We start from the raw sequence: 17855 nt of genomic DNA, 5'->3' as shown, positions 1-17855 counted from the left end.
CCGTGCCTCGTCACCTCTCCGCCGTCGAAATCCTCCGCTCGGTCCCGGCGCACAACCGCCACGTGCTGCGCGAGCTCGGCGTGGACCTGGACGACCCGGCGGACGCGAAGCTCTTCATCTCGGGCGTGCGCGCCGCCGAAGCGTCGATCGCCGAGCAAGAGCGCTGGGAGCGGGAGCGGCTCGGCTGACGCAGTGGACTCCCGTCCGCGGTCTGCATTCTCCGCATCGTGCGTTGTCGATCTGGCGAGGGGGCGGAAGTCCACGCGCCACGAGAACACGAGAAGACGATCCACGACCTCGCCGCCTCCGTCGCGCTCGCCTGAGCCCGCTGCCGGCCGGGACGCCGCCCACGCGCTCCTGGCGGAGGCCGGTCCTGGCACTCGAGCTGAGCGGCGGCGTGAGCGTGGGCGGGATCCAGGTCGGGACCGAGCCCGAGCTTGCCGTAAGCCCCTTCGTCGGGTGGCTGTGGCGCAGGTCGAGCGATTTCCGGTTTGAAGTCCACAGCGAGCGGGGCCTCTGCCGCGAGCGGGGGCGCCGTGCGCGCCCGAGAGCCTCCGCGATCACGGGTCGTCTCCGGGCTGGAGCGCAAACTCGAGCCAATCGAAGCGTTCGAGCAACGCTGCCTCAGCATCGTCATACTCGGAATTGAAGCAGTGATCGTGCGGGACAGGGATCTCGATCGCGCGCCGTGCCAGGCCGCGCGCCTCAGCATGGCCGACAAACTGCTCGAGCGGGCCGTACGCGTAGACAATGTCGTGGTTGTCGTAAACGATCGTGCTCTGCGAGGGCAACGATGTGACCCAGACGTGATGGCGTCCATCGCGCTCGAAGAACTCCTCGAATTCGCGAAGAAAGCCCGCCACATCTCGCAACTGCATCGGGGCTGGTGCCTGCCGCCGCGCAGGCGTGTTGCCGCAGCGGGACACCACGAGCACGTGGAGAACACCGAACGGCGCCGGCAACGGCCGCAGGAGATCGAGGATGAGGTCGATCTGGCGTTCGGCCGGCGCGAGCACCAGGCGATCGGGGCCCGTGGTGCGCTGGAGATCCCACGCGTCCGGGTATCGATGCGCGACCCAGCGGTTATCGGGCGCCAGCGAACCGAGCTTGTAGGGTTGTACCTTCATGGTGAACGGCCTCAATCGAGCACCGCCGGGGCGCTCACGTGGACGTGCTCGACCGGAACGCCGCGCGCCTCAAACCGCCGTCGAGCGCTCCACCCGTCAAGTCTGTGGCTTCTGGCATCGCGGATCCCATCTTCGATCCTCTCTCCCGTCGAGATCGGCTCTGACCTCCCCGGACTCGTCGAATTGCCAGGCTGAATATCCATAGAAGAACCACTTCTTGATCGGGATCGGTCGCATCCCGCGAAGCTCCTCTGGCGTGTGATGCCAGTGAGGCGGAATCACCGAGAAGAAGAGGTCGTTCGCAACTCGCTTCGCTCGAAGGGACATCGACGAGAAACAGTGCCTGAACGTCCCTCGCGGCGCGACATCATCACAGTCCGGATGAGAGTAGAAGTAACGGACGCCTTGCATCACTTGCCCGAGGTTGAGCGCCGTGTGCTTCGCGTACTCCTCCAGAAAGATTGTCAGCCTCATTTCTCTATCCTCGGACAAGCGGCGTAAAGGTCAGCAGATTCGACCGAAGCCGCGGGACCAGCGCTGTGCAGTTCGTCGCCCTTTGGGGCCTCCCCCACACAAAATCTCACAGACCGACTCTGCGCCGCAAGGCCCCAATGGTGGCCAGCGCGGTCGTGTAAATGCCCCTGACACCGGCGGCGATCGCCGCCTTTCCGGGGGCCGCGAGCGCCGGCTGGGCGGCCGGGCCGGAGGAGGCGCCGCGCGCCGAACGCCGGCGCTGCGGCGCGCAGCGGGAGCGAACAGGAGAGCGCGCGCCGTGTCACGGCTCCCGGTAGCTCTCGTACTCCCAGGCGAAGTAGCGCCGGAGGTTCTCGACGCAGGCGGGCCAGGTCTCGGCCTCGCAGGACGCGACGGTCTGCTCGAGCCAGCGCCAGAGATCGTCGAAGTCGTACCGGCGCATCACGAGCAGGGGGCGGGTGGCCAGGATGCCATCGCGCGCCTCCAGCTGGTCCAGCCCGGCGGGCGTGGCCACCCTGAGGGTGAAGGAATCCGCGCCCGCCCCCTTTCTGGGCCCGATGTCCAGCATCACGAGCTCGGCGAACGCGTCGGGGTCGTCGGGCGCCCACGTCCGGAGATTGGGATGCCCCCAGACGCCAGCGGAGCGGATGACGAGCTTCATGGTCGGGGAAAACGAAGAGCATACCGGCCCTCTGGTCAAGGGCGTCCTGGGCGTCACGCGTGTTTCGCCGCGGAGGCGCTCGACTCCACCTGCGCGCGAGGCGTGGAGCGCGGAGCCACGACGGGTTCATCCGGGAGTCAGCCAGCATCGATCCAGCCGCGCGCGTCGCACCCGTTGCAGGGGAACTCCATGCCGCATCCGGGGACCGGTTCAGCTACGCGTTTGCCGTTGCACTTCGAGCAGACCGACGAACCCGGAGGTGGCTGCGGGATCAGCTCGAGAAGCTCGACGATGCCCGTCTTCCGGGCGCCGGCGATCAGCGCGGAATGTGCGTGCAAACCGACGACCTCGACGATCTCATCGCCGTCCCAGCCACGGAGGTCCTCGAGGACGCGGCCGTCGGAGGTCAGGTAGGTCATCGGTCCCATGCCGGGGTCGAGCAGGAACGCGTCGTACTTCTCTTCAACCTCGTCCTGCCAGGAGCTCATGGCCGCAACGTACCGCCCGGCCGCCTGATCGACGGAAGAAGCTCCAGAGAAGAGGTGTCGAATGGAATCGATGAAGTTGCCGCCCGCCTGCTCGCGCGGCGCGCCGGCAGCACTGCGGATCGCCCGCCGCTGACGTTGCTCAAGACGTCGAGCGCGCAGGCGTTCGAGCAGGGGCGGCGGGATTTCGAAGGGCATGAGAGGACCTCCTGCGGGGTTGCCGTATCTGCCTGACGAACGGTGTTCTTCTGCGTGGTCCCGAGCGGAGCGAGGGCCACATCAGCAGCAACGACCTGGTTAGAGGCTTCTCGCCTTCGGACTTCGCGCGTCGGCTGCAGCGCGTTGTTTGGTCGATCAGCGGCTGCCCAACCATTCCATGAACTCGTTTGCCGTTTCCGGGGACAGCTCGAGCACCGCTTCCGCAACGGCCGGCTGGTTCTTCGAAGCGGCAAGGGCGCTCAACGCACACACAAGGAAGCCAGCGTCCCAAGGTCTTGACGCCGCCGCCGCAACAAGAGATGGCAACTGTGACAACGCGTCGAAGTAAGCCGGGGCAAGATCCTCTGGAACTGCAATATTCTTCTTGGCTCGACAGATCTCCACCCAGGCCGGAAACTGAAAGTACGTGAAATCGGCAGAAGCCGGAGCGGATGCCAACGCTTTCACCACGTGGGGGACCGCAGCAAAAGAAGCCGAGTAAACGTCCCCTTGGTGCGCCAGGGAGCTCCAAAGAGAGAACCAGGGTTCTTGATCTCCCCCCGCAGCGGGCAAGCCATTGAGTTTTCGCAACAACTCTGGAACATCTGAAGCAGCACCGTATGCGTGCTCCAGCTCTGACCATCGAGCACTGGTGAGACTCAGCATCTTCGACCTCGAGCAGCCCAGCGGCCTGGCAATCCCCCGCGGCGCGAAGCGCCGCCGGGTGCGTTGCCGGGTTGAACGGTCAGAAGGAGCATTCCGGTGGAGATGGTCATGTTGCTCTGGCGCGGTCGTTCTGCCTGCCCAACTATCCGTCGATCGGTCAACCGAAGCCGCGGAACCAGGTCTGTCTAGCGCGTCGCATTTTGAGGCCTCCCCCACAAAAAAATCTCACAGACCGGCTCTGCGCCGCAAGACCCAAATGCTGTGCGGCGCCACAGGGAAGATCCATCGAGCACCGGGCGCAGTCGCCGCCTTTCCGGCGGGCCGGGGGCGCCCGGAAGGGCGCGGCGGGCGCGCAGCCGGAGGCATCGCGCCAGGCTGATACAGCAGCCGCCTCATCAGGAGTTTCCGGACACCTACGGCGCCAGCCGCGACATCGGCGGCGTGCTGGGCGCGCACGGCGCCTCGCTTGCGCGAGTTCGTTCGGGTGAAATCGACACGCAGCGCGCGGGGACCGTTCAGCCCTCGCTTGACCTCCGCGGGTCACCCGAGGACCATCCCCGCGGCTACCGGGACGGGTGCCGGGGGCACCGCGGATGGGAGGGAGCACCAGATGATCGACCTGTACACGTGGACCACGCCGAACGGCTACAAGCCTGTCATCCTCCTCGAGGAGCTCGGGCTCGCCTACCAGATCAAGCCCATCGACATCGGGGCCGGCGCGCAGAAAACGCCGGAGTACCTGCGCATCAACCCCAACGGGAAGATCCCCGCGCTTCGAGATCACGACCATCCGAACGGGCCGGTCACTGTCTTCGAGTCGGGGGCGATCCTCATTTACCTCGCCGAGAAGACGGGCAAGCTCTTGCCCGCGAGCGAGCCAGGCCGGTCGCGCGTCATCGAGTCGCTGATGTTCCAGATGGGTGCGGTGGGGCCGATGCTCGGCCAGCTCGGCCACTTTCGCAGCGCCGCGCCCGAGAAGATCCCCTACGCGATCGAGCGCTATCAGAACGAGCAGGACCGCATCTACAAGGTGCTCGACGGCCGCCTCGCCGAGTCCGAGTACCTCGCCGACGAGTACTCGATCGCCGACATCGCCACGTTTCCATGGATCTCCGGGGCCGCGCGCATGGGGGTAGCGCTCGAGCCCTATCCGAACCTCGCGCGCTGGGAGCAGGCGATCAAGGCGAGGCCCGCGGTCGCACGAGCGTTCGCGGCGAAGATCAAGCCCTGAAGGCCGCGCGCAGGTAAAACCTGCAGCGGATCGCGCGGCGCTCGCGTACACTCCCGGCGCTCGGCATGGATCAGCCCGTCCCCGGGGACAGCAGGGCGCAGCAGGCAGACGTCGCGGGCGCGCTCGCGGAGCGGGCCTTCGACGCGCTCGGCGTCCTGCTCCGCGGCTTCGAGGACGCGGCCGAGCGTGACGGGGCGGGCGCGCTCGAGCACGCGCTCGCCCGCGGCCCGGAGCACCTCCACGGCGGCCTGCTCACCGCGATCCTCCGGCTCGTGTTCCTGCTGCACGCCGAGGACCGCGGGCTCCTGCCGGCCTCGGACCCGTACTACGCGGCGCACCTCGGCGTGCGCTCGCTCTTCCAGCAGCTCGCGGCGGAGCGCGGCGCGCGCCCGGGCGCGCTGCGCTGACTGCCCCTGGGCGGGACTGGCAGCGATTCCCGGCGACTGTAGGCGTTGCACAGATGCGCGGCGGTCTCTTTTTTGTGGTGACCCATGAGAATTTGTCGCGCGCAAAGGCAATGCAGCGGGTGAGTTCGTGCGCGGGGGCAGGCTGCGTCCGCGTTCGCTCGTGTTGCAACATGGTGTAGAAGAGCAGCGCCGCGCTGGTGCTGTAGGCGCTGCATCTTTGTCCCCTTCCTGCCTGCACGGTGAACTATGGGCGCTCATCTCCTCTTCGTCTATACAGCGCGAGCCGCAACCCTGTCCGTGGTCCTTGCCGGCGCCTTCCCTCTCGCGGCAGCGGAGCCTCCCCCGCGATCCCGCGAGGTCCAAGAGCTCATCGATGAGGCGGAGAAGGCCGCCAAGCGGCTCGAGCTCGCTCGCGCGCGCGAGCTCTGGGCGCGGGTCAACGCGATCGATCCCTCGACGATGGCCGTGTGTCAGCTCGGGCAATACGATCTGCGCCTCGATCGCCTCGAGGAGGCCGCGGCCGAGCTCGAGGAGTGCGTCGAGAAGATGCCAGCGCCGACCGATGACGTCGAGAGGCGCCGCTACGAGGTGAGGCACGCCGATCTCGCAGCGGTGCGGCAGCGCGTGGCGGAGCTCCATGTGAGCCCGCCGCCAGGCACGGCACGGCTGCTCGTGGACGGTCGCGAGGTCAGCGCGGGCAGCCCTGTCTTCGTCGCGCCTGGACAGCACGAGGTCACGGCGATGGGCGAGCAGGGGCAGATCGTCCGTGCGCTCGTGAAGGTCGAGGCGCGGCAATCGCGCCGCGTCCGCCTCCCCCTCTTTGAGGCCCCGAAGGCTCCCGCCACCAGCGCCCGCAACCCCTGGATCATGGGCGCCGGCGCTGCCGCCTCGGTGGCACTGCTCGGTGCGGGCGTCGGGCTTCGTGTGGCCGGCGACTTCGCCGAGCGCGAAACGGCCGCCAAGGCGGCCCGCCTGTCGGACGGCTCGATGTTTCCGAGCAGCGCGCAGTTCCGCGAGGTCTACGACGAAGCGAACGCCGCCGACACACGGGCGCGCCTGTTCCATGGCTTCGGCTCGGCTGCGCTCGTCGCTGGCGCAGCGCTCGGCGCCGCGACGGTCGTGTACGTCGTCTGGCCGCGGAAAGCCGAGATCCGCCCGCGAGGCGCCGGCGCGGAGGTCAGGCTCGTATGGTAGCCGCCGGTGAGATCTGGGAAGGCCACGAGCTGCTCAGAGAGGAGCGCGGCATGGTCCGTCACTTCCTCGCGCGGCAGCTCGGCGACACGGGAACCCTCGTCTGGTTGCACATCCGCGAGGGATCGAGCCTCGATGAGGGCGTGTTCACCGAAGAAATGGCGCGCCTTCAACGCCTCTCCGACGACGTCCCGGAGGTCGTCCGCGTGCTCTACGGCGGGGTAAAGGGCTCCGTGGCGTGGGCAGCGACCCCGGTGCTCAGCGACGCGATCCCGCTCATCGACGCCGTGCGCGGGATCGCCCTCGGGCCGGCTGCGCTCAAGGTGCTGATCGACGTCGGCCGTTGCCTCGTGCGTGCGCATGAGCGCTCTGTCATCCACGGCGCCGTCAGCCCGGACCGGGTTTTCGTCGTGGGCGATGGCCGGTACGCGATCACGCACTTCGGCTTCGTTCACCTCTTTCAGCTCGGCGCGGAGGAAGCCAGTCAAGATCCGTACGGGTATGCACCGCCGGAGCTCATCTCCGGTGGACGCGTGGGACGTCGGACGGACGTCTACGGTTTCGGCACCATCATGTACGAGCTCTTGTGCCAACGCCCCCTCTCGACATGGACCTCGCCCCCGAGTCTTCCCGTCGGGATGCCTCCGATGCTTCAGTGGATGATAAAGATCTCCCTCGCGGAGAACCCCGAGCGACGGCAGCCGAGCATCGAAAAGTTGCTCGCTGCGCTGACTCCCTTCACCCGGGCGTGGGAGGAGCTCGGCGAGCCGCCGGGACCTGCCCATGCGGACATCCTTGCGGAGCCGCCCGGCGCCCGACCCGAGCCGGACGAGAGCGCGCCGGTCGCCATGGTCGCCATGGAGGACGAGGTGGAGCCGTTCACCTCGGATGAGGAGGGGGGACGAGCCGTCGCGCCGCCCACACCGCGCCCTTCCGAGGCGCCCGATACGGTCAAGAGCGCGATACCGCGAGATGCGCGGGGTGAGGCCACCCTCGCGCCTCCGCTCGCACCGCTGCCGCCTCCGGTGCCCGACGTGCCGGACCTCGATCCGATGCTGCCGGGACCGCCAGCGCCTTCGATCCCTCCGCGTCCGAGCGGTACCCCGGCGCGGCGCTCCAGAGCACGCTCGATCGCCGCGGTGTTCGTGCTGGCGCTCTTGCTGGGCAGCGCGGTGGCGGTCCTCCTCTGGCGGACGCAACCCCTCCGCGCAGCTGCACCGCACCTGGCGCGGACCGTCCTGGTCGCCGCCCTCCGAGCCGGCCGACTTCCCTCTCCTCGGCCTCCCGATCGGCGCCCCGAGCCGCCGCCACCACCACCAGCAGCCGCCGCGCCGCCCATCGCGCCGCGGCCCCGCCCGACCCGCCCCGCCGCTCCTCCACGGCAAGCCTTGAAGTCGCCAGCGCGGGAGTTCGATCCCTGCGACGGCATCATCCCTTGTCAGAACGTCCATTACTGACCAGCGGAAGGGCTTTCCGATGCGATCAACCTCTTGTCTTGCTCTTAGCGCGGCTGCGCTGCTCGGCTGCGGGGAGGACATCGAGATCCCCAGACCCCGGACGGATGATCACCCGGTGTTGCTGTGGGTGGGTGACACGCCGGATTTTCCCATCTGTCCGCGAGGTCGACTCGATTACTGGGATGGCTGGGCCGATGTGTCCATGAATCCTCAGTACCACAACGAATGCGGGCCGTGCGCGTGCGGCCCTGCGGCGTGCGCGCTGCCGGACAGGATGCTGGTGCACGAGGCGCCTCTCTGCGCGGACGAAGGGATCAAGATCGACCTCACCGGTGCAGCCGACCCGCCAGGGCACTGCACCGAGACGTCGCCCTCTGTCCCGGGCGACGCGTTCGCCTCGGTCACCCTCAAGCCGCCCACGATGGCCGACAGGTGCGATCCCGTGAAGGACCTTGTTCCTCCGCCCCTCGACGGGAAGTTTGCACGAGCTTGCCCGTGGACCGGTGAGTATGTGACAGACTTCAAAGGGCTCGCGTGTATTACACCCGAAGACGATGGTTCGTGCCGGCTGGGCTTCGACATGCGCTTCGAGTTTCAGGAGAAGATCCGAGACGCGCGGACCTGCACGCCCTGCAAGTGCGGCAACCCCGTCGGTGGGAGCTGCGTAGCGGACGTGCTGCTCTTCAGCGACGCGAGCTGCTCGAACATGCTGACATCGATCAACGGGATCGGCACGAGAGAAGATGCATGCTACACAACACACGAAGATTCGCCGCTGGCAGGTGTGCGTGTGGTATTCGCACAGGACGAGCCGGGCGCGTGCTCGCCAACAACCGATGTCTCCCTGGTGGACGGCACGATCGAGAGCGGCGAAACACGGATTTTCTGCTGCTCCATCGCAGAACTCGAGGAGGTGATTCATGCCAATGATGAGGATTGACCAAGGCAAGAGGATGGCAGCCGTTCTGCGCTCCGTCGCTCTATCGATGCTGGCCACATGGGTGCCCATCGGCTGCTCCTCGTCGGCCCCTCCCGACCATCTGCCAGAGCCAGATCCGAGCCAGCTCATCCTGCTCTATGCCGGCCCGCCCCAATATGCCCCACGATGCGATCCGCTCGGCGACGGCAACCTTTTGTGGGAAGGCTGGATAGGGACCCCTGGGCCGGAGGAATGCGAGCCCTGCGCGTGTGGACCATCGCGATGCGTGCTCCCGAATACGGTACTCGTGCACTCCTCGCCCCTTTGCTCCCACAGCGACCTCGTGGCCACGATCGATCCGGGCAGCTCCTGGAATGGGACCTGTTTTTCTCTCCGCGAGCCCGTTCCAAGCGACTCCTATTCCTTTGTCACCATCAACCCGCCGGGTGCGTCGGGCTGTCAACCTATCCCCGAGGTTCCTGCCGTGCGGCATACCAACATGGACTTCATCCGGGCTTGTGGCCCAGAAATGGAACTCGTGTTCACGGCGTTCAGCCGTTGTTATCCGCCGCAACCGAACGGAGAATGCTGGGACGGTCACGACACACGGTGGGAGTTCCCCGTCTACAACGACACGCGCACGTGCAGCCCGTGCACCTGTGGCGAGCCGAGCCGCGGCGATTGCCGCGTGCAGACCACGTTGTACGGGCAGGCAGCATGCTCCGACGAGCTCGGAACCATTCTCATCTCCGGACTGGATCGGCCGCTCTGCACGGACACGATTGAGGGGCGGATCGGCGCGGTGCGGTCCATCTTCACGAAGGACGAGCCTACCTGCGCCCCCTCGACCGACTCCACGGTGGTGAGCGGGGAAATCGTCCCCGGTGACACGCACGTGCTCTGCTGCAACCGATGAGACGCGCGTCAGCTAACCTTGCGCCGCGCGCCGCCGGCGGCTCACGCCCTCTGGCAGCTGCGCTCGATGGAGTCCACCCGCTTCAGCACGTCGAACGCCTCGCCGAGGATCGCGTCCGCGTCCATGCCGGCGCGCGTCGTCGCGCGACGCGCAGTCATCCGGCACCGCCTGCCCTACGACTGACGTTAAGCTGTGAGGTCCCGAGGCAGCGCAGCGACCGAGGGCCTCGTCAGCTTCCATGTCCGAGTTGAGCAGCGTCCGGATGGGCACGGCCTACGCAAGCGCATGCTAGCCCGCTGCATCATCGATCCTCGGCCTGAACAGCCAGCTTGTTCCTTCCCACTGCGGTCTTTCATACGCTTGAAGGTCGGCAAACTCCCCGAGAGCGTCGATAGCCTGTGCTTCGGACTTCGGCTTGGGGAAAAGATTGTCCGGAAGCACACTGAGCCCGGTAAAGCGGCCTTCAAGGTCAAACCCTGACGTCACTCCGTGGAGCATACCTCCAGCGGTATCATCGAGGTCTGCCAGAAATCCGCCCCGGACACGAAAGCAATCAGCTCGTGATCGTTGAAATGACAACTCGACACGTGAAAGCGACTGATGCCGTCCGAAGAAGTACAACGATGCCTCGACTTCAAGAGGACCAACGCAACTCTCAAGCGTCAATCCATCCATCTCCCGCCAACTGCGGACTGGCCAGGTTATCCAGTCGCAGAGCAATATGCACGGCCACCCCTCGCCATCTTCCTCGCTCTCCGGTGCGTCCAGGATCGGAGCGAAGTCGATGTTGCAGGACCAATAGATTCCGCGAGGTACGCCCGCGCTCGGATTCTCGAACAAGTGCCCACTGATTTCGGCCTTCCGAGCTTTGAATGTCGGCGCTGTAGCCATCTGTCTGCTCCCGGCGGCTAACTATCATTCGATGGGTCGGCCGGAGCCGCCGGACCAGGTCCGTCGAGTTCGCCGCATCTCGTGACCTCGCCCTCGAACAATCTCACGATCCGGCTCTGCGCAGCAAGGCCGACATGCTGTCCAGCACCATCGGGTAGATCCGTCGAACACCGGCGGCAGCTACCGTCTTTCCGGGGCGCCGGGAGGGAGAGCGCCGCGGACGCGCAGCCCGAGGCGTCGCGCTGGACGACACGGCGGCCGCCTCATCGGGAGGTTGCCGGACACGAACCACGTACCGGTCCGTTGATCGGCCGGCCAGGCCCTGAAGACCGCGCGCGTCGGCCCCGGGAGGCTCCGGAGGGTCGCCCCGCCGCGCCGGCGTTCCGCCGGCAGAACCTGCAGCGGATCGCGCGGCGCTGGCGTACACTCCGGGCGCTCGGCATGGATCAGCCCGTCCCCGGGGACAGCAGGGCGCAGCAGGCAGACGTCGCGGGCGCGCTCGCGGAGCGGGCCTTCGACGCGCTCGACGTCCTGCTCCGCGGCTTCGAGGACGCGGCCGAGCGCGACGGGTCGGGCGCGCTCGAGGACGCGCTGGCCAGCGGCCCGGAGCACCTCCACGGCGGCCTGCTCACCGCGATCCTCCGGCTCGTGTTCCTGCTGCACGCCGAGGACCGCGGGCTCCTGCCGGCCTCGGACCCGTACTACGCGGCGCACCTCGGCGTGCGCCCGCTCTTCCAAGAGCTCGCGGCGGAGCGCGGCGCGCGCCCGGGCGCGCTGCGGCGGCGCTTCGGGGCGTGGCCGCGGCTCGTCGCGCTGTTCCGCGCCATCTTCCACGGGCTCCGCCGCCCCGAGCTGACCCTGCCGGCGCGGGGAGGGCAGCTCTTCGACCCCGAGCGATACCCGTTCCTGGAACACGCAGGGCCAGCGAAACACGCGGGGCCGGCGGAACACGCGGCGACGCGCGCGCCGTGCGCGCCGTCGGTCGACGACGCCACGGTGCACGCGGTGCTCGAGCGGCTCCTCGTGCTCGATGGGCGCCCGCTGTCGTACCAGGCGATCGACGTCGAGCAGCTCGGCGGCCTCTACGAGGCGCTCATGGGCTACCGGGTCGAGCGCGCCGCCGGGCCGACGGTGTGCCTCCGGCCCGACAGGGTCTGGGTGAGCGCGGCCGAGGCGCTCGCGCAGCCGACGGCGCGACGGACGGCGTGGCTCGCGGCGCGGGCGGGCATCTCGCGGCGGGAGGCGGCGAGGCTCGGGGAGGCGCTCGTCGCCGCGGAGACGGCGGCCGGCGTCCTCGAGGCGCTCGGACCGCTGCGCGCGAGGGACACCGACGTGCTCGGGGCGGGGCGGCTGTTCCTCCAGCCGATCGCCGAGCGGCGGCGGACGAGCTCGCATTACACCCCGAGGAGCCTGTCCGCGCCGATCGTCGCGCGGACGCTCGAGCCGCTGCTCCGGCAGCTGGGCGAGGAGCCCGCGTCCGAGGCGCTCCTCCGGCTCGCGATCTGCGACCCGGCGATGGGCTCCGGCGCGTTCCTCATGGAGGCGTGCCGGTACCTGGCCGACCAGCTGGTGGCCGCCTGGACGCGCGAGGCCGCGCGCGGCGACGCAGCGGCGGCGGCGCGGCTCTCCCTGCCGGGCGAGGGCGCCGTGAGCCACGCGCGGCGGCTCGTCGCGCGGCGCTGCCTCTACGGCGCCGACAAGAACCCCTTCGCGGTGAGCCTGGCGAGGCTGTCGCTCTGGCTCGTGACGCGCGCGCAGGACGAGCCGTTCACGTTCGTCGATCACGCCTTCCGGCACGGCGACTCGCTCGTCGGCCTCGACCTGGCCCAGCTGCGCGGCTTCCACTGGAAGCCCGCGGCGCCGGCGCCGCCGTTCCACGAAGAGGTCGACGCCGCGGTGGCGCGCGCGCTCGAGCTGCGGCGGCGGCTCGCCGAGGAGACGGACGAGGCAATCGCCCGAGCCCGGCTGGCCGAGGAGGCGGACGAGGCGATCGCCCGGGCGCGGCTGCTCGGCGACCTCGTCGTGGGGGCGTTCTTCGCGCACGAGAAGGACCGTGACCGGCTGAAGGAGCGCGCTCGGCGGGCCGAGCTCGCGATCGCATGGCTCCGCGGCGGCGGGCCGCCTTCGGAAGAGCTCCTGTCGATGCAGCGGGCGCTCCGCGAGGGGACCCCCGGGGGGCCGCCGCCGCTGCCTGCATTCCACTGGCCGCTGGAGCTCCCGGAGGTGTTCCAGGAGCCGCGCCCGGGCGAGCCCGGCGGCGCCCGCGGGCCGCGGCCGGCGCGGCTCGGCGCGTTCGTCGGGAACCCGCCGTTCCTTGGCGGGAAGCGGATCTCGACGGATCACGGCGAGCGCTACGCCGCGTGGCTCGAGCAGCTGCACGGCGCCACGAAGAACACCGATCTGGCCGCGCACTTCTTCCGCCGCGCGGCCGCGCTGCTCGGGCGCCGCGGGACGGTGGGGCTCATCGCCACGAACACGATAGCTCAGGGCGACACCCGGCGTTCGGGCCTCAGGCCGCTCGTCGAGGCGGGGGGCGCGATCATCTACCACGCCGTGCGCAGCGTCCCGTGGCCGGGAGACGCCGCGGTCCACGTCGCCGTCGTGCACCTCGCGCTGGGCATGTCGCCGGGCGACGGCGTGCCGCCGCCGCGGCTCGACGGCGTGCCCGTGGGCCACATCAACTCGCACCTGCGCGCGATGCCCGAGCGCCCCGACCCGCGCCCGCTCGGGGCCAGCCGGGATCTGTGCTTCATCGGCTGCTTCCTCCGGGGCGACGGCTTCGTCCTGACCGACGGCGAGGCGCGGGCGATCCTCGCGGGTGATCCGGCGTCCGGCGAGGTGCTCCGCCCGTTCCTCGGCGGCGAGGAGGTCAACTCGTCCCCTTCACACAGCCCGCACCGTCACGTGATCGACTTCGGCGAGCGCGGGCTCGAGGAGGCCGGCCGGTGGCCCGCGCTGCTCTCGATCGTGCGGACCCGGGTGAAGCCGGCGCGGGATCGCCTGAAGGGCACCGGCATCGACGCAGGCCACCGGGCGCGCTGGTGGCAGTTCGCCAACACGCGGCCCGAGCTCCGGCGCACGATCGCGCCGCTCGAGCGGTGCCTCGTCGCTGCGCGGGTGACGAAGCACCTTTGCTTCGCCTTCCAGCCCGCGGGCCGGACGTTCTCGGACCAGCTGTGTGTGTTCGCGATCGACGACCACGCGCGCTTCGCCGTCCTCCAGTCGCGCGCGCACGAGACGTGGGCACGGCTGCTCTCCTCGACGATGGGAGAGGGCCTCCGGTACGCGCCGTCGGACTGCGTGGAGACGTTCCCCTTCCCTCGCCCGGACCACCTCGCCGAGGGCGGCCGCGTCGAGGCCGCCGGCGAGCGCCTCTACGCGGCCCGCGCGCGGTGGATGCTGGCGTCGCGGCTGGGGCTGACGGAGACGTACAACCTCATCAAGGACCCGAGGTGCAAGGAGCCGAGCATCGTCGAGCTGCGCGGCCTCCACGAGGAGATGGACAGGGCCGTCCTGGCGGCCTACGGGTTCGACGGCGTGGAGGTCCCCCCGTACGCGGAGCCCGCGACCCCGGGAGAGCGGCAGGCGCGGAGCGCGTTCGAGGACGCGCTGATCGACCGGCTGTTCGCGCTGAACGAGGCGCGCGCCGCGGAGGAGAAGCAGGCTGGAGCAGAGGGCGGGTCGTGACGGAGAACGCCAAGAAAACGGGGTACGCCATTCGTGTTCTCGGAGCGACGCTCTTGCTCGTCCCTGCCTTTGGCTCTGGCGTACTGGTCGGCAGATCGCTCCTGGACCGGAGGACGCCCGCGAAGGAAAGGAGAGCGGAGCCTACTTCGGATCCCTGGATGCGGAGAGACCGGCGAGCGCTCGCTACATGTCGAGAAGAACTGGCCGCCCGTTCGGCGCCGCGAGCGGCCGCCTCGGCGGCCGAGGCTCCTCCGGTCGAAGAGAGACAGGGCACTCCCGAACGAGAAGCCACCGTGGATGAGCTCGAGACAGAGCTGAAACGGTGCAGAAAAAGCGAGATCCTGGTCGCCGCCGAGGTCTGTAGAGCCGCGGTTCGTCAGTTCAAAGCGCTGATGGCCTTACCCAAGGATGGGTTGATGTGCGGGCCGAAATCCAGGTCTGCCGATCTCATCGAGAGAAACTTCGAGAGCTGCGCGGCGCTTTCGGAAATTCCCGCGGATTTTCGCTCGGACGAGCTCACGAAGGAAGAAGCGAGCCTGGTCGCCGAGGCGATCCGGGTTCGTGAGACGCTCACCGAAGACGAGCTGCTCCGCGGCTTGAAAGAGTTCGTCTGGACGTGCACGGAGACGCCCCCGAGGGAGACCTTCAATTCTCCCGAGAGACCCGGCGCGTCGACGTCTAACGCTGTGTGCCAAACGCAAGTCCTGAGAGCGTTCACGAAACCGCGTAGCACGCTTCCGGCGCCAGCACTCCCAACCGTTCCCCTAGCACCGCTTTCTTTCGCCCACACCACACGCACCCGCAGCCACACGTGCGCATAGCTGCGCCCAAGACACCGCGAGGGTCGATCGCCTCGCCTCGTATCCTTGCTCGCGCTCGCGCCTGTCCGGCCGGTAGAGCATGGGGCGACTCTCACGCCGGAGCTGTCGCGCAAGGATCTCGCGCGGCTGGCGCTGGAAATCAAGCAGCCTGTAGCGCTTCGGGTGGCGAGCCTCCCCCATTTTGGATCTCCGGCCAGGCGCGGGAAGTGATAGTCTCATGGATCATGACGAGACTTCATTTCGCGACGCGTTGCTGCGCTGTGCTCGCAGCGCTTTGGCTGCCCGTCATCGCCTGTTCATCGGGCGGCAACGGCAACACAACGGGGAATGGCGCGGTCGGCCAGGGCGGCGGCGGCGCCGGCGGCAGCAGCACCAGCAGCGTCAGCAGCACCAGCACCGGCGACGATATCGGCGGCGACATCGGGCTGACGAGCTCGGGACCGGGCAGCGAGCCGCCGCCCGACGCCGGTCACCAGACGACCTGCGACGACGCGGGCAACTGCACCTGCATCAACATCGCGTCGATCGGCCGCGAGGGCGTCTGGGGCCCGTGCAGCAGCGACAGCACCACGGCGCTCCAGGACTGGCTCAACACGCAGAGCACGGCCCAGGTCGACAACTACAACAGGGAGAAACCCACGCTCACGGCGGAGTTCCTCGCCAAGTACGACGTGATCCTCCTCCAGTGGATGGTGACGAAGGGCGCCCAGAACGACGACGGGGCGCCGTGGCAGTTCTCGCCGGACGAGGTGAACGCGCTCAAGGACTGGGTCAACAACGGCGGCGGCCTCATCGCGCTGAGCGGTTATCAGTGCGATGGACAGGGATGCACCATCCACGACATCACCGCGACCAACCAGCTCCTCTCGTTCACCGACATCCAGTTCAACGCCGACGGCCTCCTGGATCCCGCGCGGAACGGCTGCGCGAACTGCAACTGCTGGGGCGGCTCGCTGCCGCTCGGCGGCGACCTCCCCACGAGCGTGGGCACCTGGAACCAGGACACGCCGCTCGGCAGGAACATCCAGAGCGTGGGCGCCTACATCGCGCGTTCAATCAAATCGACGACCGCGACCGTCGACAGCACCGACGGCAGGAACAACTTCGCGGTGCACGAGGAGATCGGCAAGGGCCATGTCGTCGCGTTCGGCGACGAGTGGGTGACCTACTCGGGCCAGTGGCGCGGGACGGCCGCGTGCCTCAATCCGCAGATGTACACGGACCCGAACAGCCCCTGCTACGAGAGATCCGCGGCGCAGGTCTTCCAGATCTCGCAGTTCTGGTACAACGCGATCAAATACGCGGCGTCGTCGGTCGAGTGCTTCACGATCGAGGACCCGGCCATTATCAATTGACGCCGCGCCGCGAGCGCGACGACGGCGGCTCATCGAGCGCGCCGCTCGTCGCGGACGGCCGGCGTAGGCGTTAACCACGCTTCGGGCCGCGTTCTCCAGCATCCGAACGTTTACGTGGTCGTGGCCGGCGCGCCGTGCGGCGGGCACTCCCCGTCACGGCGCCTTCTGGCGCTGGGCGAGGACCCGCGCCTTCAGCCAACCGTCGATCGCCAGGTCGATCTCCCCGAGCACGCTCTCCCTGGTCCGCCCCGCGGACTTGAGGAGATCGAGCGAGTGGTCGCCGCCCTCGATGACGTGCAGGCTGGCCCGCTGCCCGAGGCGCTTCAGGACGGGCCGGAGGAGCGCGAGATCACACAGCGGGTCGCGCGTGCCCTGAAGGAACAGCAGCGGCGCGGGGATCGCGGGCAGGTGCGCGTCCCGGAGCGGGGCGCGCTTGCCCGCGGGGTGGAGCGGATAGCCGAGGAACAGCAGCCCGTCCGCGCGGACGCCGCGGGCCGCGAGGAGCGACGCGATCCGCCCGCCCATCGACTTGCCGCCGATCACGAGGCGCTCCGGCCGGTCCTCGAGCATCCTCTCGATCGCCGCCTCGAACGCCTTCTCGAGGAGCGGCTGCCGATCGGGCGCCCTCCGGCCGAGCTCCTTGTAGACGAAATTGAAGCGGAGCACGGTGTGCCCGCGCGCTGCCAGCCGCCCGGCGACGTCGACCACGAGGGGCGCGTTCATGTCGTTGCCGGCGCCATGGCCGAGCACGACGGCCACGCCGGAGCGCTTCGCCCGCGTCCTCGGGGCGTGGATCACGCCCGAGACAGGGGTGCTATCGACGATCGGGATCGAGATGGATCGCTCGGCCATGAGGCCCATCCATGCCATGAACCGGCGCCGCTCGTCGAGACGCACGCCGGTCGAACACCGGGAGAGGGCGCGGCGCGCCGTGCTCGGCAGGATCCCGACCTTCACCCCCCCGGATTCCTGGAGGTGCGCTCGCCTCGATCGGGTAGGCATGCGCCGCATGCGGGCTGGCGCGAGGGTGCTCTGCATCCTCCACGCGATCCGTTGTCGCGCCGAGGATCGAGAGGGCATGTCATCTTCACAGCCACCGATCATCGACGGCAAGAGCCTGTTCCAGGGGTTCACCATCCCCGGCTTCCCCGTCGGGTCGAGGCTCTTTCATGGCTTCGCCGCCGGCACGGGCGACGCCACCGCGCGCCAGGAGATCCGGAATGTGACGATCACCTTCCCCTCTCCCCGATGCCTCTGAATGACGGCGCGAAAACACGTCTCGCAACGCGATCAGCGAGGTCCATGACGACGACCTCCCGCTCGATCCGGGCAGCAGGTGCGCCCCAGCAGCAGGTGCACCCCAGGAGCA

17 protein-coding genes are annotated in these 17855 nt (G+C 68.8%); 11 read left to right on the top strand and 6 right to left on the bottom strand.

All coding sequences use genetic code 11. The features are described from left to right. The first annotated feature begins 2 nt into the window (after positions 1 to 2). Positions 3 to 188 carry a hypothetical protein gene (locus WMF44_RS11865; RefSeq protein ID WP_437299241.1) on the top strand — a complete coding sequence of 62 codons (186 nt, stop codon included), beginning with the start codon at positions 3 to 5 and terminating at the stop codon, positions 186 to 188. Between the two features lie 372 nt (positions 189 to 560). Here the strand turns inward: WMF44_RS11865 and WMF44_RS11860 are convergent, their stop codons facing one another. From WMF44_RS11860 to WMF44_RS11840, 5 genes are all read right to left on the bottom strand, one after another. Beyond that, positions 561 to 1127, bottom strand: a complete 567-nt coding sequence (locus tag WMF44_RS11860; protein WP_437299240.1) for a hypothetical protein — start codon at positions 1125 to 1127, stop codon at positions 561 to 563. Between the two features lie 96 nt (positions 1128 to 1223). Further along, positions 1224 to 1601, bottom strand: a complete 378-nt coding sequence (locus WMF44_RS11855; protein WP_437299239.1) for a hypothetical protein — start codon at positions 1599 to 1601, stop codon at positions 1224 to 1226. 301 nt (positions 1602 to 1902) lie between these two features. Next, complete coding sequence (locus WMF44_RS11850; protein ID WP_437299238.1) at positions 1903 to 2262, bottom strand: immunity 8 family protein; 360 nt, start codon at positions 2260 to 2262, stop codon at positions 1903 to 1905. A gap of 137 nt (positions 2263 to 2399) precedes the next feature. Beyond that, positions 2400 to 2945 (bottom strand): hypothetical protein, encoded by a 546-nt coding sequence (locus WMF44_RS11845; protein WP_437299237.1) that lies wholly within the window; start codon positions 2943 to 2945, stop codon positions 2400 to 2402. 156 nt (positions 2946 to 3101) lie between these two features. Further along, positions 3102 to 3611 (bottom strand): hypothetical protein, encoded by a 510-nt coding sequence (locus tag WMF44_RS11840; protein WP_437299236.1) that lies wholly within the window; start codon positions 3609 to 3611, stop codon positions 3102 to 3104. Positions 3612 to 4221: 610 nt separating this feature from the next. Between WMF44_RS11840 and WMF44_RS11835 the strand changes: the two genes are divergently transcribed. The 9 genes from WMF44_RS11835 to WMF44_RS11795 all read left to right on the top strand — a co-directional run bounded on the left by WMF44_RS11835 (position 4222) and on the right by WMF44_RS11795 (position 16486). Then, positions 4222 to 4842: a glutathione S-transferase family protein gene (locus WMF44_RS11835; protein WP_437299235.1), complete on the top strand. Its 621-nt coding sequence runs from the start codon at positions 4222 to 4224 to the stop codon at positions 4840 to 4842. Between the two features lie 65 nt (positions 4843 to 4907). Continuing rightward, positions 4908 to 5249: a hypothetical protein gene (locus WMF44_RS11830; protein ID WP_437299234.1), complete on the top strand. Its 342-nt coding sequence runs from the start codon at positions 4908 to 4910 to the stop codon at positions 5247 to 5249. A 246-nt stretch (positions 5250 to 5495) separates the two neighbouring features. Then, positions 5496 to 6443, top strand: a complete 948-nt coding sequence (locus WMF44_RS11825) for a hypothetical protein (protein ID WP_437299233.1) — start codon at positions 5496 to 5498, stop codon at positions 6441 to 6443. After that, positions 6437 to 7897: a protein kinase domain-containing protein gene (locus tag WMF44_RS11820; RefSeq protein ID WP_437299232.1), complete on the top strand. Its 1461-nt coding sequence runs from the start codon at positions 6437 to 6439 to the stop codon at positions 7895 to 7897. Before WMF44_RS11825 ends, WMF44_RS11820 begins: the two co-directional genes overlap by 7 nt. 115 nt (positions 7898 to 8012) lie before the next feature. Next, a complete protein-coding gene (locus tag WMF44_RS11815; protein ID WP_437299231.1) occupies positions 8013 to 8837 on the top strand; it encodes a hypothetical protein in 825 nt (274 codons plus the stop codon). 322 nt (positions 8838 to 9159) lie between these two features. Continuing rightward, the gene (locus WMF44_RS11810) at positions 9160 to 9732 is read left to right on the top strand and encodes a hypothetical protein (RefSeq protein ID WP_437299230.1); all 573 of its coding nucleotides are present in this window, start codon (positions 9160 to 9162) and stop codon (positions 9730 to 9732) included. 1332 nt (positions 9733 to 11064) lie between these two features. Then, complete coding sequence (locus WMF44_RS11805) at positions 11065 to 14310, top strand: DNA methyltransferase (protein ID WP_437299229.1); 3246 nt, start codon at positions 11065 to 11067, stop codon at positions 14308 to 14310. Continuing rightward, positions 14307 to 15131, top strand: a complete 825-nt coding sequence (locus WMF44_RS11800; RefSeq protein WP_437299228.1) for a hypothetical protein — start codon at positions 14307 to 14309, stop codon at positions 15129 to 15131. Before WMF44_RS11805 ends, WMF44_RS11800 begins: the two co-directional genes overlap by 4 nt. 224 nt (positions 15132 to 15355) lie before the next feature. Beyond that, positions 15356 to 16486, top strand: coding sequence for a hypothetical protein (locus WMF44_RS11795; RefSeq protein WP_437299227.1), 1131 nt, complete (start codon positions 15356 to 15358; stop codon positions 16484 to 16486). A gap of 153 nt (positions 16487 to 16639) precedes the next feature. Here WMF44_RS11795 and WMF44_RS11790 read toward each other — a convergent pair whose 3' ends face one another. Next, complete coding sequence (locus tag WMF44_RS11790) at positions 16640 to 17443, bottom strand: alpha/beta hydrolase family protein (protein WP_437299226.1); 804 nt, start codon at positions 17441 to 17443, stop codon at positions 16640 to 16642. Positions 17444 to 17564: 121 nt separating this feature from the next. Between WMF44_RS11790 and WMF44_RS11785 the strand changes: the two genes are divergently transcribed. Further along, on the top strand, positions 17565 to 17744 hold the full coding sequence (locus WMF44_RS11785) for a hypothetical protein (RefSeq protein ID WP_437299225.1): 180 nt from the start codon (positions 17565 to 17567) through the stop codon (positions 17742 to 17744). The last annotated feature ends 111 nt before the right edge of the window (positions 17745 to 17855 follow it).

This window comes from Sorangium sp. So ce426 (genome assembly GCF_051475585.1).
GTDB lineage: Bacteria > Myxococcota_A > Polyangia > Polyangiales > Polyangiaceae > Sorangium > Sorangium cellulosum_B.
This window is presented reverse-complemented; position numbering and strand designations above follow the sequence as displayed.